23 protein-coding genes and 1 riboswitch are annotated in these 21,521 nt (G+C 51.3%); of the genes, 10 read left to right on the forward strand and 13 right to left on the reverse strand.

Going from position 1 to position 21,521, the window contains the following annotated elements:
• Position 1: 1 nt before the first annotated feature.
• Both FDX11_RS03430 and FDX11_RS03435 read left to right on the forward strand, forming a co-directional pair.
• The gene (locus tag FDX11_RS03430; RefSeq protein WP_137397491.1) at positions 2 to 2,488 is read left to right on the forward strand and encodes a fimbrial biogenesis outer membrane usher protein; all 2,487 of its coding nucleotides are present in this window, start codon (positions 2 to 4) and stop codon (positions 2,486 to 2,488) included.
• Positions 2,460 to 3,467, forward strand: coding sequence for a fimbrial protein (locus FDX11_RS03435; RefSeq protein WP_137349911.1), 1,008 nt, complete (start codon positions 2,460 to 2,462; stop codon positions 3,465 to 3,467). Before FDX11_RS03430 ends, FDX11_RS03435 begins: the two co-directional genes overlap by 29 nt.
• A 53-nt stretch (positions 3,468 to 3,520) precedes the next feature.
• Here the strand turns inward: FDX11_RS03435 and FDX11_RS03440 are convergent, their stop codons facing one another.
• The gene (locus FDX11_RS03440; RefSeq protein WP_032941982.1) at positions 3,521 to 3,847 is read right to left on the reverse strand and encodes an RcnB family protein; all 327 of its coding nucleotides are present in this window, start codon (positions 3,845 to 3,847) and stop codon (positions 3,521 to 3,523) included.
• A 243-nt stretch (positions 3,848 to 4,090) separates the two neighbouring features.
• Positions 4,091 to 4,187: riboswitch (TPP riboswitch) on the forward strand.
• Positions 4,188 to 4,218: 31 nt separating this feature from the next.
• Here FDX11_RS03440 and thiM point away from each other — a divergent pair.
• From thiM to FDX11_RS03455, 3 genes are read left to right on the forward strand one after another with little or no spacing between them, the layout of a single operon-like run.
• Positions 4,219 to 5,007: a hydroxyethylthiazole kinase gene (thiM, locus tag FDX11_RS03445; RefSeq protein WP_042307380.1), complete on the forward strand. Its 789-nt coding sequence runs from the start codon at positions 4,219 to 4,221 to the stop codon at positions 5,005 to 5,007.
• Positions 5,004 to 5,804, forward strand: a complete 801-nt coding sequence (gene thiD / locus FDX11_RS03450; RefSeq protein ID WP_137397492.1) for a bifunctional hydroxymethylpyrimidine kinase/phosphomethylpyrimidine kinase — start codon at positions 5,004 to 5,006, stop codon at positions 5,802 to 5,804. The genes thiM and thiD overlap by 4 nt, the downstream gene beginning before the upstream one ends.
• Positions 5,805 to 5,845: 41 nt before the next feature.
• Positions 5,846 to 6,592, forward strand: a complete 747-nt coding sequence (locus FDX11_RS03455; RefSeq protein WP_042307383.1) for a GntR family transcriptional regulator — start codon at positions 5,846 to 5,848, stop codon at positions 6,590 to 6,592.
• On the opposite strand, the gene FDX11_RS03460 is transcribed toward FDX11_RS03455, so the two are convergent.
• Genes FDX11_RS03460 through FDX11_RS03470 form a run of 3 tightly spaced genes read right to left on the reverse strand, consistent with a single transcriptional unit; the run spans position 6,566 to position 9,809 of the window.
• Positions 6,566 to 7,534, reverse strand: coding sequence for a PfkB family carbohydrate kinase (locus FDX11_RS03460; protein WP_137397493.1), 969 nt, complete (start codon positions 7,532 to 7,534; stop codon positions 6,566 to 6,568). The two genes, FDX11_RS03455 and FDX11_RS03460, sit on opposite strands and share 27 nt — an antisense overlap.
• Positions 7,531 to 8,535, reverse strand: coding sequence for an ADP-ribosylglycohydrolase family protein (locus tag FDX11_RS03465; RefSeq protein ID WP_042307388.1), 1,005 nt, complete (start codon positions 8,533 to 8,535; stop codon positions 7,531 to 7,533). Before FDX11_RS03465 ends, FDX11_RS03460 begins: the two co-directional genes overlap by 4 nt.
• Positions 8,532 to 9,809 carry a nucleoside permease gene (locus FDX11_RS03470; protein ID WP_137397494.1) on the reverse strand — a complete coding sequence of 426 codons (1,278 nt, stop codon included), beginning with the start codon at positions 9,807 to 9,809 and terminating at the stop codon, positions 8,532 to 8,534. Before FDX11_RS03470 ends, FDX11_RS03465 begins: the two co-directional genes overlap by 4 nt.
• 251 nt (positions 9,810 to 10,060) lie before the next feature.
• Here FDX11_RS03470 and fbaB point away from each other — a divergent pair, with 251 nt between their 5' ends.
• Positions 10,061 to 11,113 carry a class I fructose-bisphosphate aldolase gene (gene fbaB, locus FDX11_RS03480; protein WP_006683855.1) on the forward strand — a complete coding sequence of 351 codons (1,053 nt, stop codon included), beginning with the start codon at positions 10,061 to 10,063 and terminating at the stop codon, positions 11,111 to 11,113.
• A 21-nt stretch (positions 11,114 to 11,134) separates the two neighbouring features.
• On the opposite strand, the gene yegS is transcribed toward fbaB, so the two are convergent.
• From yegS to FDX11_RS03515, 7 genes are all read right to left on the reverse strand, one after another.
• A complete protein-coding gene (yegS, locus tag FDX11_RS03485) occupies positions 11,135 to 12,034 on the reverse strand; it encodes a lipid kinase YegS (RefSeq protein ID WP_042307392.1) in 900 nt (299 codons plus the stop codon).
• A gap of 129 nt (positions 12,035 to 12,163) precedes the next feature.
• Entirely contained in the window at positions 12,164 to 12,895 is a 732-nt protein-coding gene (gene artJ, locus FDX11_RS03490) for an arginine ABC transporter substrate-binding protein ArtJ (RefSeq protein ID WP_042307394.1), read from the reverse strand.
• A gap of 178 nt (positions 12,896 to 13,073) precedes the next feature.
• Positions 13,074 to 13,742 carry an arginine ABC transporter permease ArtM gene (gene artM, locus FDX11_RS03495; protein ID WP_003844364.1) on the reverse strand — a complete coding sequence of 223 codons (669 nt, stop codon included), beginning with the start codon at positions 13,740 to 13,742 and terminating at the stop codon, positions 13,074 to 13,076.
• Complete coding sequence (gene artQ, locus FDX11_RS03500; RefSeq protein ID WP_006683859.1) at positions 13,742 to 14,458, reverse strand: arginine ABC transporter permease ArtQ; 717 nt, start codon at positions 14,456 to 14,458, stop codon at positions 13,742 to 13,744. Before artQ ends, artM begins: the two co-directional genes overlap by 1 nt.
• Positions 14,459 to 14,464: 6 nt before the next feature.
• A complete protein-coding gene (gene artI / locus FDX11_RS03505) occupies positions 14,465 to 15,196 on the reverse strand; it encodes an arginine ABC transporter substrate-binding protein ArtI (RefSeq protein WP_003027298.1) in 732 nt (243 codons plus the stop codon).
• A 16-nt stretch (positions 15,197 to 15,212) separates the two neighbouring features.
• A complete protein-coding gene (artP, locus tag FDX11_RS03510; protein WP_003027295.1) occupies positions 15,213 to 15,941 on the reverse strand; it encodes an arginine ABC transporter ATP-binding protein ArtP in 729 nt (242 codons plus the stop codon).
• A 227-nt stretch (positions 15,942 to 16,168) separates the two neighbouring features.
• Positions 16,169 to 16,684, reverse strand: a complete 516-nt coding sequence (locus tag FDX11_RS03515) for a lipoprotein (protein ID WP_137397495.1) — start codon at positions 16,682 to 16,684, stop codon at positions 16,169 to 16,171.
• 523 nt (positions 16,685 to 17,207) lie between these two features.
• Between FDX11_RS03515 and FDX11_RS03520 the strand changes: the two genes are divergently transcribed.
• The 4 genes from FDX11_RS03520 to FDX11_RS03535 all read left to right on the forward strand — a co-directional run bounded on the left by FDX11_RS03520 (position 17,208) and on the right by FDX11_RS03535 (position 18,981).
• On the forward strand, positions 17,208 to 17,420 hold the full coding sequence (locus FDX11_RS03520; RefSeq protein WP_137397496.1) for a cold shock domain-containing protein: 213 nt from the start codon (positions 17,208 to 17,210) through the stop codon (positions 17,418 to 17,420).
• Between the two features lie 10 nt (positions 17,421 to 17,430).
• Entirely contained in the window at positions 17,431 to 17,625 is a 195-nt protein-coding gene (locus FDX11_RS03525) for a cold-shock protein (RefSeq protein WP_137397525.1), read from the forward strand.
• 205 nt (positions 17,626 to 17,830) lie between these two features.
• Positions 17,831 to 18,154 carry a heavy metal-binding domain-containing protein gene (locus FDX11_RS03530; protein ID WP_001160725.1) on the forward strand — a complete coding sequence of 108 codons (324 nt, stop codon included), beginning with the start codon at positions 17,831 to 17,833 and terminating at the stop codon, positions 18,152 to 18,154.
• Positions 18,151 to 18,981 (forward strand): N-acetylmuramoyl-L-alanine amidase, encoded by an 831-nt coding sequence (locus FDX11_RS03535; RefSeq protein ID WP_137397497.1) that lies wholly within the window; start codon positions 18,151 to 18,153, stop codon positions 18,979 to 18,981. Before FDX11_RS03530 ends, FDX11_RS03535 begins: the two co-directional genes overlap by 4 nt.
• Here the strand turns inward: FDX11_RS03535 and FDX11_RS03540 are convergent.
• Both FDX11_RS03540 and FDX11_RS03545 read right to left on the reverse strand, forming a co-directional pair.
• Positions 18,978 to 19,991 (reverse strand): NAD(P)-dependent oxidoreductase, encoded by a 1,014-nt coding sequence (locus tag FDX11_RS03540; RefSeq protein ID WP_038641874.1) that lies wholly within the window; start codon positions 19,989 to 19,991, stop codon positions 18,978 to 18,980. The genes FDX11_RS03535 and FDX11_RS03540 overlap by 4 nt on opposite strands.
• Positions 19,992 to 20,088: 97 nt before the next feature.
• Positions 20,089 to 21,519, reverse strand: coding sequence for an SDR family oxidoreductase (locus tag FDX11_RS03545; protein ID WP_121529269.1), 1,431 nt, complete (start codon positions 21,517 to 21,519; stop codon positions 20,089 to 20,091).
• Positions 21,520 to 21,521: the final 2 nt, after the last annotated feature.

Raw genomic sequence — 21,521 nt, forward strand, 5'->3', positions numbered from 1 at the left:
TATGTTAAGGATAACTCCACTTGCTTCTGCGATCTTTTTGCTGCTGTTTTCAGGCCAGTTATTTGCTGAAGAGGAAACTTTTGATACCCACTTTATGATGGGGGGATTGAAGGGCGAAAAAATTAGTAATTTTAGTTTCGATGGTGAAAAACCGTTACCTGGCACCTATGATTTAGATCTTTATCTAAACAATCAATGGCGTGGTAAGTATGAGCTCAACGTGAAGGATGAACCTGATGAGACCTGCTTAAGCTGGAGTCTCGTTCATCGTCTGGGCATTAAGTCTGAAGGGATTAAAGCTGATAAAGATGCACAGTGCGTCCCGCTAAAAGCGGCGTTGCAGGGCGGAACGTCAACGTTTGATATGAGTCGATTTCGCCTTGATCTCAATGTCCCGCAAGCTTTTGTCAATGAGCTTGAATACGGTTATGTCGAACCTGAAAACTGGGATCGCGGGATTAATGCGCTATATACGTCATATTATGTCAGCCAATACTATAGCGATTACAAAGACGCAGGTAACAGTAAAAATACCTTTGCGCGCTTCAATAGCGGGTTAAATTTATTTGGTTGGCAACTGCACTCTGATGCCAGTTACAACAAAACTGATGATAGTAGCGGTGAGTGGAAGAGTAATACTCTTTATCTGGAACGTGGGATCCCTGAAATCCTCGGAACGTTGCGCGCAGGCGATATGTATACATCATCCGATATTTTCGATACCGTGCGGTTTCGCGGGGTACGCTTATATCGTGATATGCAGATGCTCCCGAACTCAAAGCAGAATTTTACGCCGTTAGTGCAGGGGATCGCGCAAAGCAATGCCCTTGTTACTATTGAGCAAAATGGTTTTATCGTGTACCAGAAAGAAGTGCCGCCGGGACCTTTCTCAATTGCTGATTTACAGTTAGCTGGCGGGGGGGCAGATCTTGATGTGAGTGTAAAGGAAGCGGATGGAACGGTTACGACCTATCTGGTTCCTTATTCCTCCGTACCCAATATGCTGCAGCCTGGCGTATCTAAGTATGATTTTGTCGCGGGTCGCAGCCATATAGAAGGGGCCAGTAACCAAAGTGATTTTGTTCAGGCCAGCTATCAGTATGGCTATAATAATCTCTTAACGCTGTACGGCGGCACAATGCTTGGGGATCACTATAATGCCTTTACGCTAGGGACTGGCTGGAATACGCGTATTGGCGCTGTTTCTTTTGACGCCACGCAATCACATAGTAAACAGGATAATGGCGATGTTTTTGACGGACAGAGTTATCAGGTCGCCTGGAATAAATATCTTACGCAAACAGGTACGCGTTTCGGCTTAGCTGCCTATCGATATTCTTCCCGAGATTACCGAACTTTTAACGATCATGTGTGGGCGAATAATAAAAATAATTATCACCGTGACGAAAATGATGTTTACGATATAGCTGATTATTATCAGTATGATTTTGGCCGTAAAAATAGTTTTACAGCCAACATCAATCAATCTCTTCCTGAAGGTTGGGGATCCGTATCGCTAAGCACATTGTGGCGTGACTACTGGGGGCGTAGCGGTAGTAATAAAGATTACCAGTTGAGCTATACCAACAGCTGGCAGCGTATTAGTTATACGCTTTCGGCCAGTCAGGCTTACGATGAAGATCATAATGAAGATAAACGTTTCAACATTTTTATCTCTATACCGTTTAATTGGGGAGATGGCGTATCAACCCCACGGCGACAAATGTATCTCTCAAACTCGACTACGTTTGATGATGATGGCTTTGCGTCAAATAACACCGGTATTAGCGGTATTGCAGGTGATCGTAATCAGTTTAATTATGGCGTAAACCTGAGTCATCAGCGGCAAGATAGCGAAACGACGGCCGGAGCAAATCTGACATGGCGAGCTCCTGTGGCAACGGTTAATGGGAGCTATAGCCAATCGTCAAAATATAAACAGAGCAGCGGAAGCCTGTCTGGTGGGATAGTGGCATGGTCTGGGGGAGTTAATCTGGCAAACACATTCTCGGATACTATTGCGATAGTGGAGGCGCCAGGACTTGAAGACGCCTATATCAATGGACAGAAATATCGGGTCACAAACAGCAAAGGGACCGTGGTATATGACGGTATGACACCGTATCGCGAGAATATGCTGACGCTGGATGTGTCTAATTCGCATAGTGAAACAGAGTTACAAGGTAACCGTAAAAGTGTTGCGCCATATCGCGGAGCTGTGGTCAAAGCTCGCTTTGATACAGACCAGCGTAAACCCTGGTATTTTAAAGCACTGCGACCGGATGGTTCCCCATTAACCTTTGATTATGAAGTGGAAAGCGAACAGGGCGAAAATATTGGTCTGGTTGGGCAAGGCAGTATGTTGTTTATTCGCACTAATGACGTACCTGCAAAAATAAAAGTTGCCATTGATAAACAACAAGGACGTTACTGCACAATATCCTTCAATCAGGAGATTGATGCCAGTAAGACATACTCTTGCCAGTAAAAGGATGATGATGATGAGATGGATATTGTTGATGGTATTAACATTATGCTCTTTTTGGGCACAGGCTGATAAATGTGACTTTGTTCTTCCGGGAGATATTACGGGGGCATATTCATTCACCCCAGATGCAATGTCAGGTACGCTTTCTGGTGGCGTTTTTTCCTCTGGTCAGGACAGCATGGTCATACTGCAATGTACCTCAAAAGAGAATGCCTGGTTGAAGGCGGCAATGGCCTTTATGCGTAGTAATGAATATGCATTTAAGGTTGGTAGTAAATACTATATTATTTCATTTTCAGTGAGTTATAATTCAGGTAATCCCCCTGAAAGTAAAATGCAATATACGCTATCCGACTTTTTTAACATGGCAGGGTTGGTCCTGAATTATAAAATTGTTGAAGCGTCAAGCCCTGGCAGTGCAACGATTATCGCGCCTGGTGCAACTATTCCACTGGTTACTGAGTTAACGCTCGATTATTGTCAAGGAAAAGAGGATAAATGTAACCCTAAAAAAATAATATATAATCTGAATGTTACTATTCTTATCGATATCACAACCTGCTATTTTGGCAATCAGGAAATTGATCTTGGCGTTATTAACATTAAAGATCTTGATAAGAAGGAATTTGAGCTTCATCCGGTAAAATTCACCTGTCAGGCAAGCGGGGCAGGAAGTCTAAAATTTACACCGGATAATCTGTTATTTTATTTTGAACCCATGAGTCAATTGGCTCCAGATGCGGTTACGCTGACTAATGACTATGGTACTGCGGCGAACAGCGCAGGCTCAGTGGGATTTCAGTTATCCATGGATGGTATCAACAGTATTCAGTATGGAAGTCATAATCTTTACCGATCTGAGGAAGTGACAGGGAATACGGTGCCAATCAATATCTATGCCCGCACCAGAACGTACGCAGGAAAAGTCACGGCTGGGGATACAATGAGTCGGGTAAAAGTTGTTGTAGATTATAACTAAAAATGTCAGTTTGACAGAAAGTTGACGCACCCAATAATGTTGGGTGCGTTTTTTTAGCGATGATAAAAAATCTCGCCGTCGTAGGCTTTAATGATCTTAGCATCGGCATCATTGACCAGCACATACGCGCCGCCCATATAGGTCCAGTGGGTGCCTGCGGTAGGTGCGGGCAGGTTGCGCAGATTCCATTGCTTAATGGTGTATTCTTCGGTGAGATACAGTGGTGGAACTTTGTCACCGGGTTTGAAATGGGTAAAGTCAGCAATAAAACTTTTTAGCTCATATTGATCAATACCCTTTGCGGCAGCAGTAGCTGTAGGCGCGGCCCAGACGGTGCTGGTTACAAGCAACAGCGCACCCAGCAACATTTTCTTCTTCATACCCATCCTCTCTACCTGTTCGGGTCATCAAAATCAGTCATGTATGATTCCTGGCTAACAGGACATCTGACAAGCACTATTTTGTTATCACTCCAGTAATTTCGTAAAAAGTGTAAATGAAAGTACAGAAATCAGGCAACTGTGACCAGAGGTTTAGCGGCGAAGCATCAGCGTGCCGTGCCGATTTACATCATCAGACACAGACAGTATCCTGTTGCTGAAACCAGCATATTACGTTTGTGTTTCAACGACTCGGGGTGCCCTTCCTGGTGAAGGCTGAGAAATACCCGTACCACCTGATCTGGATAATGCCAGCGTAGGGAAGTCTGACACTGCTCGTGTCCCTTCTTCGCGCGGGCAGGAGCTGAACCATGCAGCCTGACCTGCACAGCCGCGCGCTCGCGGCCCACGCCTTACACCAATTTAGAACGCTTTCCCCACTTGTACACTGTATGACCAATGAGGTCGTGCAAAACTTTACCGCCAATACGCTGTTGGCGTTAGGCGCATCACCTGCGATGGTGATTGAGCCCGAGGAAGCCAGCCAGTTTGCGGCTATCGCCAGCGCGTTGCTGGTTAACGTCGGCACGCTTACTCGTGACCGGGCCACGGCGATGCGCGCTGCCGTTGAGCAGGCATACCTTGCTAAAACCCCCTGGGCGCTCGATCCCGTTGCCGTGGGCGCTCTTGAGTTTCGCCGCCGCTTTTGTCTGGATTTACTGTCGCTACAGCCAGCCGTAATTCGCGGTAATGCCTCGGAAATACTGGCGCTGGCGGGGATGAACGGCGGGGGGCGTGGCGTGGATACGACCGATACGCCAACCGCTGCGCTTGGCGCGGCCCAGGCGTTGGCTCGTGAGGTAGGGACCATCGTCGTGGTGACCGGCGAAGTGGACTATGTTACCGATGCTCAGCGTACCGTCTGCGTGAATGGCGGCGATATATTGATGACGCGCGTGGTCGGCACAGGTTGCGCGCTATCTGCGGTCGTTGCGGCCAGCTGTGCCTTGCCCGGCGACCGGCTTGATAACGTCGCTTCCGCCTGTAGCTGGATGAAACAGGCCGGACAAATCGCCACGCAACAATCGACCGGACCGGGCAGTTTTGTCCCGGCATTTCTCGACGCCCTCTATAACCTGAACGCGCAGGAGCAAGCATGAAACGGATTAACGCATTAACGATCGCCGGAACCGATCCCAGCGGTGGCGCGGGTATTCAGGCTGATTTAAAAACTTTCTCCGCGCTTGGCGCTTACGGCTGTTCGGTGATCACCGCGTTGGTGGCACAAAATACGCGCGGGGTGCAGTCGGTGTATCGCATTGAACCTGACTTTGTTGCCGCACAACTGGACTCGGTGTTCAGCGATGTACGTATCGATACCACCAAAATCGGCATGCTGGCGGAAGAGGATATTGTTGAAGCGGTGGCCGAACGTTTGCACCGCCATCGGGTGCAAAATGTGGTGCTGGATACGGTGATGCTGGCGAAAAGCGGCGATCCGTTACTGTCGCCCGCGGCTGTAGAAACGCTGCGTACCCGTTTGTTGCCGCAGGTTTCAATTATCACCCCAAATTTGCCGGAGGCAGCGGCATTGCTCGGCGCATCGCATGCGCAAACTGAGCAAGAGATGTTAGAACAGGGAAGGGAGCTGCGAGCGCTGGGCTGTGAGGCGGTGCTGATGAAAGGCGGTCATCTGGAGGATGCGCAAAGTCCGGACTGGCTGTTTACCCGTGATGGCGAACAGCGTTTTACTGCGCCAAGGGTGATGACCAAAAATACCCACGGTACCGGTTGTACTCTTTCCGCAGCGCTGGCGGCGCTGCGTCCACGGCATAACAATTGGGCTGATACGGTACAGGAAGCCAAACTGTGGCTTTCGGCGGCGCTGGCACAGGCTGACACGCTGGAAGTGGGTGAGGGAATTGGTCCGGTGCATCATTTCCACGCGTGGTGGTAATGAGTATACTGGCTGCAGAAACGGCTGCAGGAAAAAGATAAATGGAACAAGCGCATACCCAGCTTATCGCGCAACTGAATGAACGCATTGCAGCGGCAGATAACACGCCGCTGTATATGAAATTTGCGCAAACGGTGAAAAACGCTGTGCGCAGCGGGATTCTGGAGCATGGCAATATCCTGCCCGGCGAGCGTGATCTCAGCCAGTTGACTGGCGTGTCGCGGATTACGGTACGCAAGGCGATGCAGGCTCTGGAGGAAGAAGGCGTGGTGACACGCGCCCGCGGTTACGGGACGCAGATCAACAACATCTTCGAGTATTCGCTCAAAGAAGCGCGGGGTTTTTCGCAGCAGGTCGTTTTACGCGGAAAAAAACCAGATACGCTGTGGGTCAACAAGCGCATTGTGCCTTGCCCGGAAGAGGTGGCGCAGCAGTTGGCTGTTGCTGTCGGGAGTGAGGTCTTCCTGCTCAAACGTATTCGCTATGTCGATGAAGAAGCCGTTTCTATTGAAGAGTCATGGGTACCGGCCCAACTAATCCATGATGTGGATGCCATCGGCGTTTCGCTGTACGACTATTTTCGCAGCCAGCATATCTTCCCGCAGCGTACGCGTTCACGCGTCAGCGCCCGGATGCCAGACGCGGAGTTCCAGGCTCACATTCAAATGGACAGCAAAGTGCCGGTGCTGGTGATCAAGCAGGTAGCGCTTGACCAGCAGCAACGGCCCATTGAATACAGCATCAGCTATTGCCGAAGCGATCTATACGTCTTTGTGTGCGAGGAGTAACGCCTCTCGCGAGGGGGCGCAATCGCCGCCGCGATGCCCGACTACCCAGGAAGCCACCGCATTGCCCAGCAGTACCGCATCAGCCAGCGGCCAGCCTGACGCCAGTCCGGCCAGCATGCCGCCAGCGTGGCTGTCGCCCGCGCCAATGGTATCAACGACGGTGGTCTTAAATGCTGGCACGCAACCGGATGTTTGCGCGCTGAAATACCACGCGCCGTCTTTATCGTGGCGTATCACCACCGGCGCGGCGAAACGGCGCACCCACTCTGCTCCAAAAACCTCTACATCCTGGCTTAATGCAAACCGCTCGGCGGCAATTTCGGCCTCCTGTCGATTGAGCGATACTAGCGGGCGGCAGGCCATGATTCGCGCCATTAAGTCGTCTGAAATATCGCCGATTCGCGGACCAAAATCGATAAATGGCGTCACGTCTTCCAGACCTTCCAGCCACTGTACCAGCAGCTCGCCACATGGAGAGGTTAACTGATAGCCTGACAGATAGACCAGGCTGTTACGCGGGATGTTCAGACGCGCCAGCCAGTCGGCGTTCCACTGGTTTTCGACGCCGCTAAAAGACATAAAGGTACGTTCGCCATCCGGTTCCACCAGCGCCAGACACCAGCCGTTATCGCCTTCCGCGTTGTCGATCAGGCTATGCAATCCCTCTTTTGCCATCCGGTTGCGGATAATATCGGCCCATACCCCCTGACCCAGCGGTAGCGCATTGCTGGCGTTGATCTCTAAACGCCTGAGCGCCACGGCAATATTGAGCGCGCAGCCGCCAATGTTAACGCCTTGCTGTTTAAGCTCGATATCACATCCGCGCCAGGGGAGGGCATACGCATCGGCAATCACATCAATGACCGCTGCCCCCACCACCGTGACCGGCCTGTGTGAACCTAACTGCGGGATAAGTTGTTGCAGACGCGAGGTGCTGTTCATAGCGCCTCCCGTTGTCCGCGCAGTCGCAGTAATCCGCTGGCATAGCGGGTAAAGTCCAGCTGATTTACCGCATCCAGTTCCTGTTTCAATGCCGGGTCAATCGCGCTTACGCCGTGCAATGCACCGCAAATAGCGGTCGCCATTGCTCCGATGGTGTCGGTATCGCCGCCAAGATTCGCGCACAGAATGGCGCAGCGGTTAGGATCGGTCTGCGACAGTTCGACCATCGCGATGGCGCAGGGCACGGACTCAATGGTGCTGGTTCCGGCCCCAACGACCTGGTACAACTGCTCGCTGGCGGACTCTATACCATCGGCATGACGGACGATTTTTAGCGCCAGTTCAAGGCGGGCAGAGAGCGAGGCGCTAAAGGTGGTGATCCGTTTTTGCTGCGCATGTCGGGCAATGGCAGGTAGCGCGTCAACAATCTCCGACCATTTTCCTCCGTCGATAGCACGCGACACCGCCCATGCGATGACGACTGCGCCGGCGATAGCCAGATCCGATTTATGCGTCGGGCTGGAGGCCAGTGCCACGTCATCAATAAAGGTATCGAGATCGCGCGCGGGCAGCAGACATCCCAGCGGCGAAACGCGCATTGCCGCCCCGTTAGTGACGCCATTATTTTCCAGTTCGGCAACAGGTTTGCCGTTGCGAATGGCATTTAGCGCAATTTTTGATGTTGGACCAAGCACGTTTTTATTAAAAGCATCGAAACGTTCGGCCCAGGCCAGAATATTGCGGCCAATAACGTCTGGGACTATCTTTCCGTCACATTCAAGCAGGGCATCAGCCAGACACAAGGCCATGGATGTGTCATCGGTAAATTCCGCCTGGTTAAAATAGCAGGCGGCATTATTTTCCGCAGGTCCAGGCAAGAAACGGTCGATCCAACCGAAGTGTGCTTTTACCCGGGTTCTTGGCCACAGTTCCGACGGCATGCCCATCGCATCCCCTAACGCCTGCCCATAAAGAGCACCGAGAATACGTTCTGCTTTCATTTCACTTCCCCTTGTTTCAACGCTACATCGCGATCATCCACCTTAATGGCGGTAATTTCTTTGTCTGATTCGCGAAAGAAAATCATAAACAGCACGGCAATGACGGCGATCATGATCGCGCCAAATCCCCACATGCCCGCCCAGTTGAAGGTGAGACCATTAACCGGTTCCTTATAGGCAAACATTTTTTCCATCATTACGCCGCCCAGACGATAACCCAGCAGGCTGCCGAATCCCTGACAGCAGAGCGTGATAAGCCCTTGCGCTGCGGTGCGCATGTGTACTGGCGCTTTTTTATCGACATAGATATAGGCCGTAACGTAGTAGAAGTCGTAACTGACGCCGTGTAGCAGAATGCCGAGAAACAGCAGGGCATAAGTGAAATATTCTTCCGCACCGCCGTAAACGAAGAATCCGTAGCGGATAGCCGCAGTAATAAGACCAAGCAATAATACCTTTTTAATGCCAAAGCGTTTGGTGAAGAACGGCAGCGCCAGCATAAAGAAGATTTCAGAGAACTGGCCCAGCGTCATCCAACCGGTGGCATTTTTCATCCCAACTTCTGTCAGATAACCGTTGGCGAAGATGTAATAAAACGCCAGCGGCATGGCAAACAGGAATGAGCAACAGAAAAAGACGAGGAAGTTCTTATCCCGCAGCAGGATCAGCGCATCCAGCCCCAGCATGACTTTGAAATCCATCTTGCCGGTACTTTTCGGCGGCGTATCCGGTAAAAAGAACGCAAAAACGCCTAACAGCGCGGAACTTCCGGCCGTGACAAGCAGGGGAATATTGGTGGGGGAAATATCGCTATAGCCGAGCATTTGCGGCAAGAAGCCGCAGGCCAAACCAGACGCAATCCAGCCAATGGTGCCCATCACGCGAATGCGTGGGAAATCACGTTCCACGTCCGGCACGTTGGCAAAAGCGATACTGTTGGTTAACGCAATTGTCGGCATGTAGGTCAGTGAATAGGCCAGTAACAGCGGGAAGAATCCGCTGAAGGTGGTTTGCTGCGCGGCGAGGTACATCAGGATAGCGCCGACAAACATCAACACGGCGAGGACTTTTTGCGCTGAGAAGAAGCGGTCAGTGATAGAGCCAACCAGAATCGGCGACAGGATCGCGGCAATGGCGGTACAGGCGTAAGACCAACCAATTTCACCCGCGGTAAAGCCACTTTTGCTGAGCCACAGCCAAAGTGGGACAAACCAGGCGCCCCAGATAAACCACTCAACAAACATCATGAACGACAGCTTAACTGTAGTTTTCATCTTTAAATCCTTCATGACAGGTAAGGTACGCGTTGATAGTACCACCTGATAATACCTTTAAAATACCTTTATGGTCTAAATTTGACCGCCTTAACACTATTTCTTCCTGAATCGTTCCAGCGGAAATCGCTGAAAAGTGCGCTAAAGATGGAAAAAAAGCGCAGTCGGTACCAGGCTTATTGCTGCCCGCAAAAAGCGGGTCAGGATAATTCACATTCCGATTATTAATCGGAACTTACGGGAGCATAGCTATGACTGATATTGCGCAGTTGCTTGGCAAAGATGCCGACAGCCTTTTACAGCATCGTTGTATGACCATTCCTTCTGACCAACTTTACCTGCCAGGACATGATTACGTCGATCGCGTAATGGTTGATAACAACCGTCCGCCAGCCGTACTGCGTAATATGCAGACGCTGTATAACACGGGCCGTCTGGCCGGAACAGGGTACCTGTCGATTCTTCCGGTGGACCAGGGCGTGGAGCATTCTGCCGGGGCATCGTTTGCGGCTAACCCGTTGTACTTTGATCCAAAGAATATCGTGGAACTGGCAATCGAAGCAGGGTGTAACTGCGTGGCATCGACCTATGGCGTGCTGGCTTCTGTTTCCCGCCGTTACGCGCACCGCATTCCGTTCCTTGTGAAGATTAACCACAACGAAACTCTCAGTTATCCCAATACGTTTGACCAGACGCTATACGCCAGCGTCGAGCAGGCGTTCAATATGGGCGCGGTTGCGGTCGGGGCGACAATCTATTTCGGTTCTGAGGAGTCTCGCCGTCAGATTGAAGAGATTTCTGCCGCGTTTGAGCGTGCCCATGAACTGGGTATGGTCACCGTACTGTGGGCTTATCTGCGTAACTCCGCGTTTAAGAAAGACGGCGTGGATTATCACGTCTCCGCCGATCTCACCGGTCAGGCTAACCATCTGGCAGCCACCATTGGGGCGGATATTGTGAAGCAGAAAATGGCGGAAAATAACGGCGGATACAAAGCCGTTAACTTTGGCTACACCGACGATCGCGTCTACAGCAAGCTGACCAGCGATAACCCGATTGACCTGGTACGCTATCAGTTGGCGAACTGCTATATGGGGCGCGCTGGATTAATTAACTCTGGCGGCGCTGCCGGTGGAGAAACCGATCTGAGCGATGCGGTACGTACGGCGGTCATTAATAAACGCGCTGGCGGTATGGGGCTGATCCTTGGACGCAAAGCTTTCAAGAAAACCATGGCCGACGGCGTTAAGCTGATTAACGCCGTGCAGGATGTTTATCTGGATAGCAAAGTCACCATTGCCTGATTCCGGCGGGGTGCCGTTTTGTTAGCGCAACAACGGGCAACCCGGCGGCAGTCTGCAACGTAGCGCCGCGGGCAGGATTTCAATATGAAATTCCTGTCCGCTGAGCGGTTCGCCATCAAGATTAAAGGTAATTTCGTGTGGGGCGCGGATATCAAACCACGATGAAGCGCCATCAATGATATTAGGGTTGTCTTCAGATTGCGTTAACGCTGAAAGCAGCCCAGGCAGCAACTCCTCGCCGGTGAAAATGCGCAGTTGCAGCAGACCGTCGTTAATCAGCGCCGTCGGGCAAAGCTGTTGTCCACCACCGGCCTGGCGGCCATTACCAATCCCAATCACCAGCGCTTTGCCCTGCCAGTGAAAATCTTCTCCACGGATGTCGCAGACGTCGGGTTTGAGCGTATCCATGCGCATTAAACCGTGAATAAAATACGATACGCCGCCCAGCGCGGCTTTGAGTTTTTCTGGCGTTTCGGTGGTGATGCGTGTACCGAAGCCGCCGGTCGCCATATTGATAAAACAGGTTTTATCATTGACCTGTACCATATCTATTTCAGCGGCATTTGCGGCAATAGCCAGCTTTAACGCTTTATCAAGGTCGTCGGGTATACCCACGCTGGTGGCAAAGTCATTCGCCGTTCCCAACGGTAAAATACCCAGGGCGGGAATATTGCCCCCCTGTGACTGGATTAGCGCTGTCGAGACTTCGTTGATCGTGCCGTCGCCGCCGCCGGCAATCACCGTTGCAACGCCTAATCGACGCGCTTCATCCACGTAACGTTGAGCGTCGCCTTTTTCCCAGGTAACGCGAACATGGATTTCCACACCCTCATCACGCAGATTTGCAATGGCGTCACGTAGGGGAAGATTATCAGCACTTTTTCCATTGAGGATCAGCAAGCTGGCAGGAAACGCTATCATCCTTATGCCTCATTCTTTATCGTTTTAATTAGTGTATGCCATGAATGCATTTCTGGCGTAAGAACTGACTGAAAGCGCAGGAGAAGAGATAAAAAAGCCGCGGTTGCGGCTTTTCAGATTGAGCGGAAATTACTGCGGGAACCACTGATCGCTGATTTTTTGGTAGGTGCCGTCCGCTTTGATGGCGGCCAGCGCGTTATTCAGTTTTTCCAGCAGGGCTTTGTTATCCGGGCGAACCGCAATGCCAAGACCGGTACCGAAGTATTGTGGGTCGGTCACTTTGTCGGTAGCCACGCCTAATTGCGGGTTAGTTTTCAGCCACTCGTTAACGACGGCGGTATCGCCAAATACGCCATCAATACGGCCATTTTTCAGGTCGATAATCGCATTCTGATAGCTGTCATAGGCCACGGTTTTCACTTCAGGATGTTTGTCCTGCAGGTATTTCTGGTGCGTGGTGCCGTTTTCCATACCGATGCGTTTTCCTTTCAGATCGGCAAAGGTTTTATAGGTATCTTTTTTGGCAATAACCAGCGCGGAGTTAGCATAGTAAGGCTGAGTGAACGCAACCTGTTTGCTACGCTCAGGCGTGATATCCATTCCGGAAATCACTGCATCATATTTTTTGAATTTCAGCGCGGGGATCAGGCTGTCGAAAGCATGATTGGTAAAAGTACATTCCGCCTGCATTTGTTTGCACAGCGCCGTTGCCAGGTCAATGTCAAAACCAACAATTTTGTTGCTTGCGTCCAGCGATTCAAATGGCGGATAAGTCGCTGATACACCAAAGCTAATTTTATCAGCGGCTGAGGCGCCAGCGGCGAAAGTAGCCAGTAATGCGGCCAGTACTAACTTTTTCATGGTGGAACTCCCGTCTGTCAATCTTATGATGATTTACCGTGTCTGCGGCGTGAATTAACAATGCCATTTAATGAATTTATATGCAATAAAAATGATTAAGTATTTTATTGGTATAAAAAAAGACGGGCGGTTGTTAGACTTGCCCGTCTTTTGTTTTTCGCTTTATGCAGTTATCGGCTTAATTTCTATGTTCAAACGCCAGCGCTTTACGTTCGATTAAGCGCATCATCAGCGTCAGCAAACCGTTGACGATCAGGTAAATCACGCCCGCCGCGCCGAAGACCATGACGTCATAAGTGCGACCATAGAGCAGCTGACTATAACCCATGACTTCCATCAGCGTGATGGTGTAAGCCAGTGAGGTACTTTTAAACACCAACACCACTTCGTTGGAATACGAGGAGAGGGCGCGTTTAAAGGCATATGGCAACAGAATCGCCAGCGTATCCTTTTTGCTCATCCCCAATGCACCGCATGACTGCCACTGGCCTTCCGGGATGGCGCGGATAGCGCCGTAGAACAGTTGCGTGGTGTAAGCCGCACTGTTTAACGACAGCGCAATTAACGCGCACAGCCACGGTTCGGAGAGCAGATGCCACAGTACCGGATACTCCTGCAGCGTCGGGAACTGTCCTGGCCCGTAGTAGATCAGGAAGATTTGCACCAGCAACGGCGTACCGGTAAACAGCGTGATATAGGCGCGGACCAGCCAGACCAGTACCGGCGTTTTTAGCGTCAGGATGACGGTGAAAATCAGTGCCAGCACCAGAGCAACCACGATGGAGGCGACCGTCAGCGTCAGGCTGGTATGCAGCCCTTTCAACAATTCAGGTAAATACTCGAGCATCAGCCTGGTCTCCGCTCAAAACGTGTCGCGCGCAGGTCAATGCGTTTGAGAATGTACTGACTCACCAGCGTAATCACCAGGTAAATAGCCGCCGCCACAATGTACCAGGTAAATGGCTCCTGGGTACGCGTGGCAATGCTTTTGGTTTGCAGCATCAGATCGTTCACGCTGATTAGGCTGACCAGTGCGGTATCTTTCAGCAATACCAGCCACTGGTTACCCAGTCCCGGCAGAGCGTGACGCCACATCTGCGGCATCACCAGGCGAAAGAAGATCGCGGCTTTAGATAAACCCAACGCCTGACCCGATTCCCATTGTCCGAGTGGTACGGCCTTCAATGCGCCACGCAGCGTTTGCGACGCATAGGCGGCGTACAGCAAAGACAGCGCAATCACACCGCACAGGAACGGACTGACGTCGAAGTTTTCGATCTGCATCTGTACCGGGATGTCTACAAACCCGAGATTAATCGTAAAACCATCGGCCAGCGTCAGCAGCAGTTGCGAGGAGCCGAAATAGATAAACAGAACCACCAGAATTTCTGGTAACCCGCGCAGAATGGTAACCAGCGCTGAACCTGCCCATGCCACCGGACGCCATTTTACGGACTCCCAGACGGCAAAAAACATGGCGAGCGCGAGGCCAATGATTAGCGCACAAACCGCAAGGCCGACGGTCATCCCGGCGGCGCTTGCTAACGGAAAAAATTCATTCATCAAATATTACTTCTGGAACCATTTGTTGTAGATGGTCTCGTAAGTCCCATCTTTCTTCACTTTTTCCAGTGCAGCGTTAAATTTCTGCTGCAGCTCAGTGTTGCCCTGACGCACCGCGATGCCCAGACCCGTACCGAAGTAATCTTTATCCGTCACTTTGTCGCCAACCGCAGCCAGTTTTGGATTGTCTTTCAGCCACTCGGTTACCACTGCGGTATCACCGAATACACCGTCAATGCGACCGTTTTGCAGATCGAGTTTGGCATTCTGGTAGCTGTCATACGGTACGGTGGTCACTTCCGGATGCTTATCCATGATGAATTTCTGGTGCGTAGTCCCGTTTTGTACGCCAACTTTTTTGCCTTTCAGCTGATCAATGCTGGTGTATTTACCCTGCTGGCCAACAAACAGCGCAGAGTTGTCGTAGTAAGGGGTGGTAAACAGGACCTGTTTTTCACGCTCAGGCGTGATGTCCATGCCTGCCATCACTGCGTCAAAACGACGGAATTTCAGGCTTGGGATCAGGCTGTCGAATGCCTGATTGGTAAACGTACAGGTAGCATCGATCTCTTTACACAGCGCGTTCGCCAGATCAACGTCAAAACCTACGATCTTGTTATTCGCATCGATAGATTCAAACGGAGGATAAGACGCTTCGGTAGCGAAACGAATGGTTTGGGCTGCGGTAGCGGAAAGGCTAAAACCTGCGATTAGCGCGGCAATCAGAACTTTTTTCATTGTATTGTCCCGAATCTTAGTGAGAAAGATAGTTTTTAAACGCTTCGGTTTGCGGGTTGGCAAAGCAGCTCGCATCCCCAAACTCGACGATATGACCGTTTTCCATATACACCACACGACTGGCCGTTTTACGAGCAACTTCCACTTCGTGGGTGACGATCACCTGAGTAATGTTGGTTTCCGCCAGCTCACGAATGATGCTGACGATTTGCGCGGTAATTTCCGGATCAAGCGCGGCGGTCGGTTCGTCAAACAGCAGTACCTGTGGTTCCATCATCAACGCGCGGGCAATTGCCACACGCTGCTGCTGGCCGCCGGAGAGATGCAGCGGATAACGATCGCTGTAGGGCTTCAGACGCAGACGTTCGAGCAGTTTCTCGGCGCGCGCCATTGCCTGCTCTTTTGTCAGACCGAGCACACGGCAGGGCGCTTCAATCAGATTCTGTACAACCGTGAGGTGCGGCCAAAGATTATATTGCTGAAAAACCATACCCACGTTCTGGCGCAGATCGCGAATAGCTTTATCTGACGGCGTTTTCGTGAAGTCGAAACGGTTACCCGCAATAGAGAGCGTGCCCGAGCGCGGCATCTCAAGCAGGTTGAGTACGCGCAGTAGCGAGCTTTTCCCGGCTCCACTAGGGCCAAGTAACACCAGTGTTTCACCCTGAGGGCAATCCAGCGTGATATCGAACAGCGCCTGATGTGCGCCGTAGAAGCAGTTAATGCCGTTTAATTGAATACTCATTGACACTCGTATGCTGGCAGTCTGATAGCTATTGAAGCCGCAGATACTACCTTTGACAGAATAGTTATGCAATATTTATGCGTTAAAAGTTAAATGCAAACCGCATTCTTATCTAAACATAGCACAAAATAGCGGGGCCACCAGTGGGCAAGAATAATTGTCGGCATTCTATGCAGAATGCCAGACAATTTATGGGGTTTATGAAACAGGCGGGTGAATGGGGGCGACTAGCGGTTTTCCACAGACTGGCGCAGCGTCCCGGCTGGCGCGTGTACGCTGCCGCCCAGATAGCGGACGTCGTCTACTACCCAGCACTGGCCTTCGCGGATCATCAGCACTTCGTCACGCCAGCTTTGGTCACCCTGTTTCAGCTCTACGCGCAGCGGAATGTTGCGTGCATCACTATTCGGAATAGTCGATGCGCTGGCGACGCTGGCGCTATCTGGTAACGTAGAGCGGCTAGAGAACGGATCGCTGTTAAACAGATCGCGATGCGCGTTATCACGGCTGGCATCGGTCAGCAGTTTAGCCAGATTGTCGCTGAGGTACGGACGAAGGGAGGTGATGTCATTGTTTCGATGCTGAATACGGTAATCATAGAATTTTTGAGCCACGCTGTCTGGCCCGCCTTCTACGCATGCACCGCTCCGCGTGCCGTTATCTTTATAGGCCGGAGTCACGGTAGTACAGGCGCTGAGAAGTAGTGCACATGGAACCAGCAGAGAGAGTTTCGAGTAGCGCATAATGATTTCCTTATAAGCTTCCTACTAATAGTGTTCTACGATGAACAATTCTGTCTCGTTAAAGATTGTATGATCGATTAACACATTGTTTTTGCTAAAGCAAATTCGCGGGCACCCCACCTGAAGCAGGTTGGTGGCGTTTGTTGCCAACTTCAGCTTCAGTATATCAACCTGCAACGGGGCGTTGGCGGCCATTCATGCTTCTTATACTGTATAGACCATCTGCGCATTTGCATGTTCCATTTGCCGCGCTTTACACCTGGCCAAACATACCCCCGTGCCGCGTTGTTGGCTATAAGGGACTCCGGATGGCTAAAATAAGAGTTGATTAATCTCAGTGCCCGTGCGTTAATGATCTGGTCGGTTTGAATAACAGACGATATACAAAGTAGTTTACTCAAGCAGTTCTCATTTTTAGGTGTAATCCATTTATCCCCCTCTTTGAGTCTCTTCATTAAGCACTACGAAGTTTCTGTCATAAAAACCAAGCTTGCCGAAAGGCTCAAATTAAGGAATAAAATATATGTCTACTAAAATGACTGGTTTAGTTAAATGGTTCAATCCTGAAAAAGGTTTTGGCTTCATCACGCCTGCAGATGGCAGTAAAGATGTCTTTGTCCATTTTTCAGCGATTCAAAGTAATGATTTCAAGACGCTGAATGAAAACCAGAAAGTTGAATTCGGTGTGGAGCAGGGGCCTAAAGGTCCATCCGCAGTTAGTGTTGTGGCACTGTGAGGTAACTATTATTACTAATCATATTCACTTTCGCTGCCCATGTTGCCATGGTTCCCAATACAGAACATCAACCTTTGATGTTACTGAAGGAAATCCATTCGGGGCAAAATGTATTTTTTGTAAATCTAAAATGATTACATTCGATAACGTCGCAATGTACATTCAGTCCGGTCAGACACCGACACCATTAGATTTCAGAAAATAATAACTTCAGGCCCCCAGTATCAGGGGCCTTTTTTATTTCTGGCGGAATGCCGGTCAAATAAAAATAAATAAAACGTGCCACCTGAAACCGCTACACATCGACACGGATAGCAGTTTTATTTGGCGGGTTCTCCTTTGAGTGTCATAGTATATTGGTTTGAAAACGTTGTTAAGGCAGCGTTGTTAGCGCAAAAAGGAGATTAATCATGCAGTTTTCAACTACCCCAACGCTTGAAGGGCAGAGCATCGTGGAATACTGCGGTGTGGTGACGGGTGAAGCCATTTTAGGCGCGAATATCTTCCGTGATTTCTTCGCTGGCATTCGCGATATTGTCGGCGGCCGCTCCGGCGCATATGAAAAAGAGTTGCGCAAAGCGCGCGAAATTGCTTTTCAGGAGCTGGGTGAACAGGCGAAAGCGCTGGGTGCTGATGCGGTCGTCGGTATCGACATTGATTACGAAACCGTGGGTAAAGATGGCAGCATGTTGATGGTGAGCGTCAGCGGTACTGCGGTGAAAACTCGCCGATGAAGCGTCTGTTGTGGCTGCTGGCATTGACGCTGCTGCTGGCGGGCTGTGCTGGCGAAAAAGGGATTGTCGATAAAGACGGATATCAGTTGGATACCCGCCGTCAGGCGCAGGCCGCTTACCCGCGCATTAAAGTGCTGGTTATCCATTACACGGCCGATGATTTTGACGCTTCTCTGGCTACGCTGACCGATAAAAACGTCAGTTCGCACTATCTGATCCCGGCTGTGCCGCCGCTCTACCATGGCAAGCCACGTATCTGGCAACTGGTGCCGGAAAAAGATTTGGCCTGGCATGCCGGGATTAGCTTCTGGCGCGGCGCGACGCGGATTAACGATACCTCGATTGGCATTGAGCTGGAAAACCGCGGCTGGCAAAAAGCGGCGGGAACGAAATATTTTTCCCCCTTTGAGCCAGCGCAGATTCAGGCGTTGATCCCACTGGCGAAGGACATTATTGCTCGCTACGACATCAAGCCGCAAAACGTGGTGGCTCATGCGGACGTCGCACCGCAGCGTAAGGACGATCCAGGCCCATTGTTTCCATGGAAACAGCTGGCTGCACAGGGAATCGGCGCATGGCCAGACGCCCAGCGCGTGGCGTTTTATCTTGCCGGCCGAGCGCCCCATGCGCCGGTGGAAACCGCATCGTTACTCGATCTGCTGTCGCGCTATGGTTATGAGGTGAAACCCGAAATGACGCCGCGTGAACAGCAGCGGGTGATTATGGCGTTCCAGATGCACTTCCGCCCGACGTTGTGGAACGGCGTGGCGGACGCAGAAACTCAGGCGATTGCCGAAGCGTTACTGGAGAAATACGGGCAGGGTTAACGCGGTAGCTTACCGTGGTCGCGCAGCCAGGCTGCGGTACGCTCAATCCCTTCATCCAGCGTGACGATGGGCTGATAACCTAACTCTTCCTGCGCGCGGGTGGTATCCAGAGTAAAGTCAAAATTCAGCTTCGATACGCCGTAGTGCGTAAGTTTTGGCTCTTTCGCCGATTTATTGCCCAGACGCTCCATGCTGCGGGCAATCATGTCCAGCATCGGGTAGGGCACCGAGCGGATTCGGCAATCAATATTCAACTCGTCGATCAGCTTCTGCACGATGCTGCGCAGCGTTCGATGCTCACCGTTAGTAATGTTGTATGCGCGGCCTGACGGCAGGTTATCGCAAGCTTCCTGGCTTACCAGCCACATCGCGTGTACCGCGTTCTCATAATAGGTCATATCCACCAGCGCACTTCCACCGTGCGGCAACAGGATGCTGCCGTAGTGGTACATCATGTGGGCCAGACGGGGGATAAAAACTTTATCGTGAGGTCCGAACAGACTTTGTGGGCGTAACACCGTGAAGCGAGTCTGCGGGTTAGCCTGTGCGAGCAGCGCAATCACATCTTCACCAGCCGCTTTACTGCGGGCGAATTCATTGGCGAAGCGATGTGGTCGGAAGTCTTCTTTGATATCCCGATGGTGGTGATAGTCAAAATAGAGCGACGGAGAGGAGATATGGATAAAGTTACGTACGCCCCAGGCAACGGCCCATTCGCCCAGACGGCGGGTAGCACGAACGTTGGCCAGATCGAAGGCTTCCTGCGTTCCCCATGGTGAGGTAAAACTGGAGCAGTGCCACAGCGTGTCGATACCTGCGAGCATGACTTTTGCCTGCGAAGAGACCAGTTCGGTCAAATCCGCATGCACAAATTCTGCGCCCATTTTCTCCAGCAGCTTGCCCATCGCTTCGTTGCGACCGGTGGCTCTGACGCTGACGCCTTTGCTGCATAGAAACTCAACCGCGTTTCGGCCCAAGCCGCTGGTGGCTCCGGTAACCAGTACCTTCATATCAATCCACTGTGTTTAAAAAACATCGTGCGCATTCTTCCGTGAAATACGCCTGTATGCAATGGGAAACGTGAAAGAATACAGTCTCTTTTTGTCATTAGTCTGTGATTTGTTCTGCAAGTTTGGCGATACGCTTCGCCATCCCTCTGAAAATGAACAGATGAGCCGGGATCATCAACAACCAGTAGAAGAGACCAGGCATGCCGTGCGGATGCCACCAGGCGCGTACATCGATGCGCCGATGATCGCCTTTATCTTCCAGTGTAAAGCTTAAACGGCCTAATCCCGGCGCTTTCATGCCAAACAGCAGCGTGAGCTGTTTTTCTGGCTCAACGATGATCACTTTCCAACTATCCACGGCATCGCCAACCTGCAACAACGGGTTTTCCGGGCGGCCTTTTGCCAGCTTATGGCCGACCAGCAGGTCCAGCGCGGCGCGCGTCTTCCACAAAAAATTGCCAAAGAAATAGCCTTCTTTCCCGCCGAGTCGGTTCACCACTTGCCACAGCGCTTTCAGACTGGCGGAGGTGTCGACGCTAAAGCCAGCCTGTTTGGCAAAATAGCCATATTCGGGACGCCAACGGGCGAATGCCTGAGCGTCATACCCCCAGTCGCTGGAGTTAACCAGCTTCTCTTCTTCTTTCAGCGTGCTGCGCACTGCGTCATCAAAGGCGATCAGCTTTTGCGGGATCAGCGCGCGTAGCTCAGCGTCATCGGCCAGCAGGTCATGCTTTAAGCCTTGTATCAGCGCCTTTGCTGTAGTGGGCGGTACCGATGTAATAACATTCAAAAACCACACCGAAATCCAACTGGTCGGAAACGGGATAGGGATCAACAAGCGGTGTTTGCCGCTGACGGCCATGAAATGCTCGAACTGTTCCTGATAGCTTAATATCTGCGGCCCTGCGGCTTCGAGTACGCGGTGATGGCTTGTGGGATGGTCCAACAGCGCCACCAGATAGTACATCAAATTTTCCAGCGCGATGGGCGTGGTACGCGAACGTACCCAGCGCGGAGGCGTAAGTACCGGTAGGTTGTAGACCATATCGCGCATCACTTCAAAAGCGGCGGAACCCGCCCCGACGATAATGCCTGCCCGTAATTCGGTCATCGGCACGCCTGCTTCGCGCAGGATGTCTGCGGTTATCTGCCGCGCACGCAGATGATCGGATTGTTCATGTCGCGGAGCCTGTAATGAGCTCAGGAAAATAAGCTGTTTGACGGGGATGCTACGTAGCGCATCACGCACGTTCATCGCGACCTGGCGCTCATGAGCGATAAAATCACCGCCTTCACCCATGCCATGGACCAGGTAATAAACCGTATCAACATCCGTCAGCAGCGGCGTCAGGTTATCAGGCCAGGTTAAGTCGACTTTGTGGCAACTGACGTTAGCCAGTTGCAGTTTTTCCAGACGTTCAATACGGCGTGCCGCAGCCAGCACCTGGTGCCCTTGCTGGCTGAGCGCCTGTACCAGATGCTGACCAATGTAGCCACTGGCGCCAAGAACCAAAATCCGTTGCGGCACGC

This window comes from Citrobacter sp. wls714, from assembly GCF_005281025.1.
GTDB classification, from domain to species: Bacteria; Pseudomonadota; Gammaproteobacteria; order Enterobacterales; family Enterobacteriaceae; genus Citrobacter; species Citrobacter werkmanii.

Excerpts from the sequence above, each read along its gene's own strand:
- FDX11_RS03430 (WP_137397491.1), top strand. The coding sequence starts at position 2 with ATGTTAAGGATAACTCCACTTGCTTCTGCGATCTTTTTGCTGCTGTTT.
- FDX11_RS03435 (WP_137349911.1), top strand. The coding sequence starts at position 2,460 with ATGCCAGTAAGACATACTCTTGCCAGTAAAAGGATGATGATGATGAGA.
- FDX11_RS03440 (WP_032941982.1), bottom strand. The coding sequence starts at position 3,847 with ATGAAGAAGAAAATGTTGCTGGGTGCGCTGTTGCTTGTAACCAGCACC.
- thiM (WP_042307380.1), top strand. The coding sequence starts at position 4,219 with ATGCAGCCTGACCTGCACAGCCGCGCGCTCGCGGCCCACGCCTTACAC.
- thiD (WP_137397492.1), top strand. The coding sequence starts at position 5,004 with ATGAAACGGATTAACGCATTAACGATCGCCGGAACCGATCCCAGCGGT.
- FDX11_RS03455 (WP_042307383.1), top strand. The coding sequence starts at position 5,846 with ATGGAACAAGCGCATACCCAGCTTATCGCGCAACTGAATGAACGCATT.
- FDX11_RS03460 (WP_137397493.1), bottom strand. The coding sequence starts at position 7,534 with ATGAACAGCACCTCGCGTCTGCAACAACTTATCCCGCAGTTAGGTTCA.
- FDX11_RS03465 (WP_042307388.1), bottom strand. The coding sequence starts at position 8,535 with ATGAAAGCAGAACGTATTCTCGGTGCTCTTTATGGGCAGGCGTTAGGG.
- FDX11_RS03470 (WP_137397494.1), bottom strand. The coding sequence starts at position 9,809 with ATGAAAACTACAGTTAAGCTGTCGTTCATGATGTTTGTTGAGTGGTTT.
- fbaB (WP_006683855.1), top strand. The coding sequence starts at position 10,061 with ATGACTGATATTGCGCAGTTGCTTGGCAAAGATGCCGACAGCCTTTTA.
- yegS (WP_042307392.1), bottom strand. The coding sequence starts at position 12,034 with ATGATAGCGTTTCCTGCCAGCTTGCTGATCCTCAATGGAAAAAGTGCT.
- artJ (WP_042307394.1), bottom strand. The coding sequence starts at position 12,895 with ATGAAAAAGTTAGTACTGGCCGCATTACTGGCTACTTTCGCCGCTGGC.
- artM (WP_003844364.1), bottom strand. The coding sequence starts at position 13,742 with ATGCTCGAGTATTTACCTGAATTGTTGAAAGGGCTGCATACCAGCCTG.
- artQ (WP_006683859.1), bottom strand. The coding sequence starts at position 14,458 with ATGAATGAATTTTTTCCGTTAGCAAGCGCCGCCGGGATGACCGTCGGC.
- artI (WP_003027298.1), bottom strand. The coding sequence starts at position 15,196 with ATGAAAAAAGTTCTGATTGCCGCGCTAATCGCAGGTTTTAGCCTTTCC.
- artP (WP_003027295.1), bottom strand. The coding sequence starts at position 15,941 with ATGAGTATTCAATTAAACGGCATTAACTGCTTCTACGGCGCACATCAG.
- FDX11_RS03515 (WP_137397495.1), bottom strand. The coding sequence starts at position 16,684 with ATGCGCTACTCGAAACTCTCTCTGCTGGTTCCATGTGCACTACTTCTC.
- FDX11_RS03520 (WP_137397496.1), top strand. The coding sequence starts at position 17,208 with ATGTCTACTAAAATGACTGGTTTAGTTAAATGGTTCAATCCTGAAAAA.
- FDX11_RS03530 (WP_001160725.1), top strand. The coding sequence starts at position 17,831 with ATGCAGTTTTCAACTACCCCAACGCTTGAAGGGCAGAGCATCGTGGAA.
- FDX11_RS03535 (WP_137397497.1), top strand. The coding sequence starts at position 18,151 with ATGAAGCGTCTGTTGTGGCTGCTGGCATTGACGCTGCTGCTGGCGGGC.
- FDX11_RS03540 (WP_038641874.1), bottom strand. The coding sequence starts at position 19,991 with ATGAAGGTACTGGTTACCGGAGCCACCAGCGGCTTGGGCCGAAACGCG.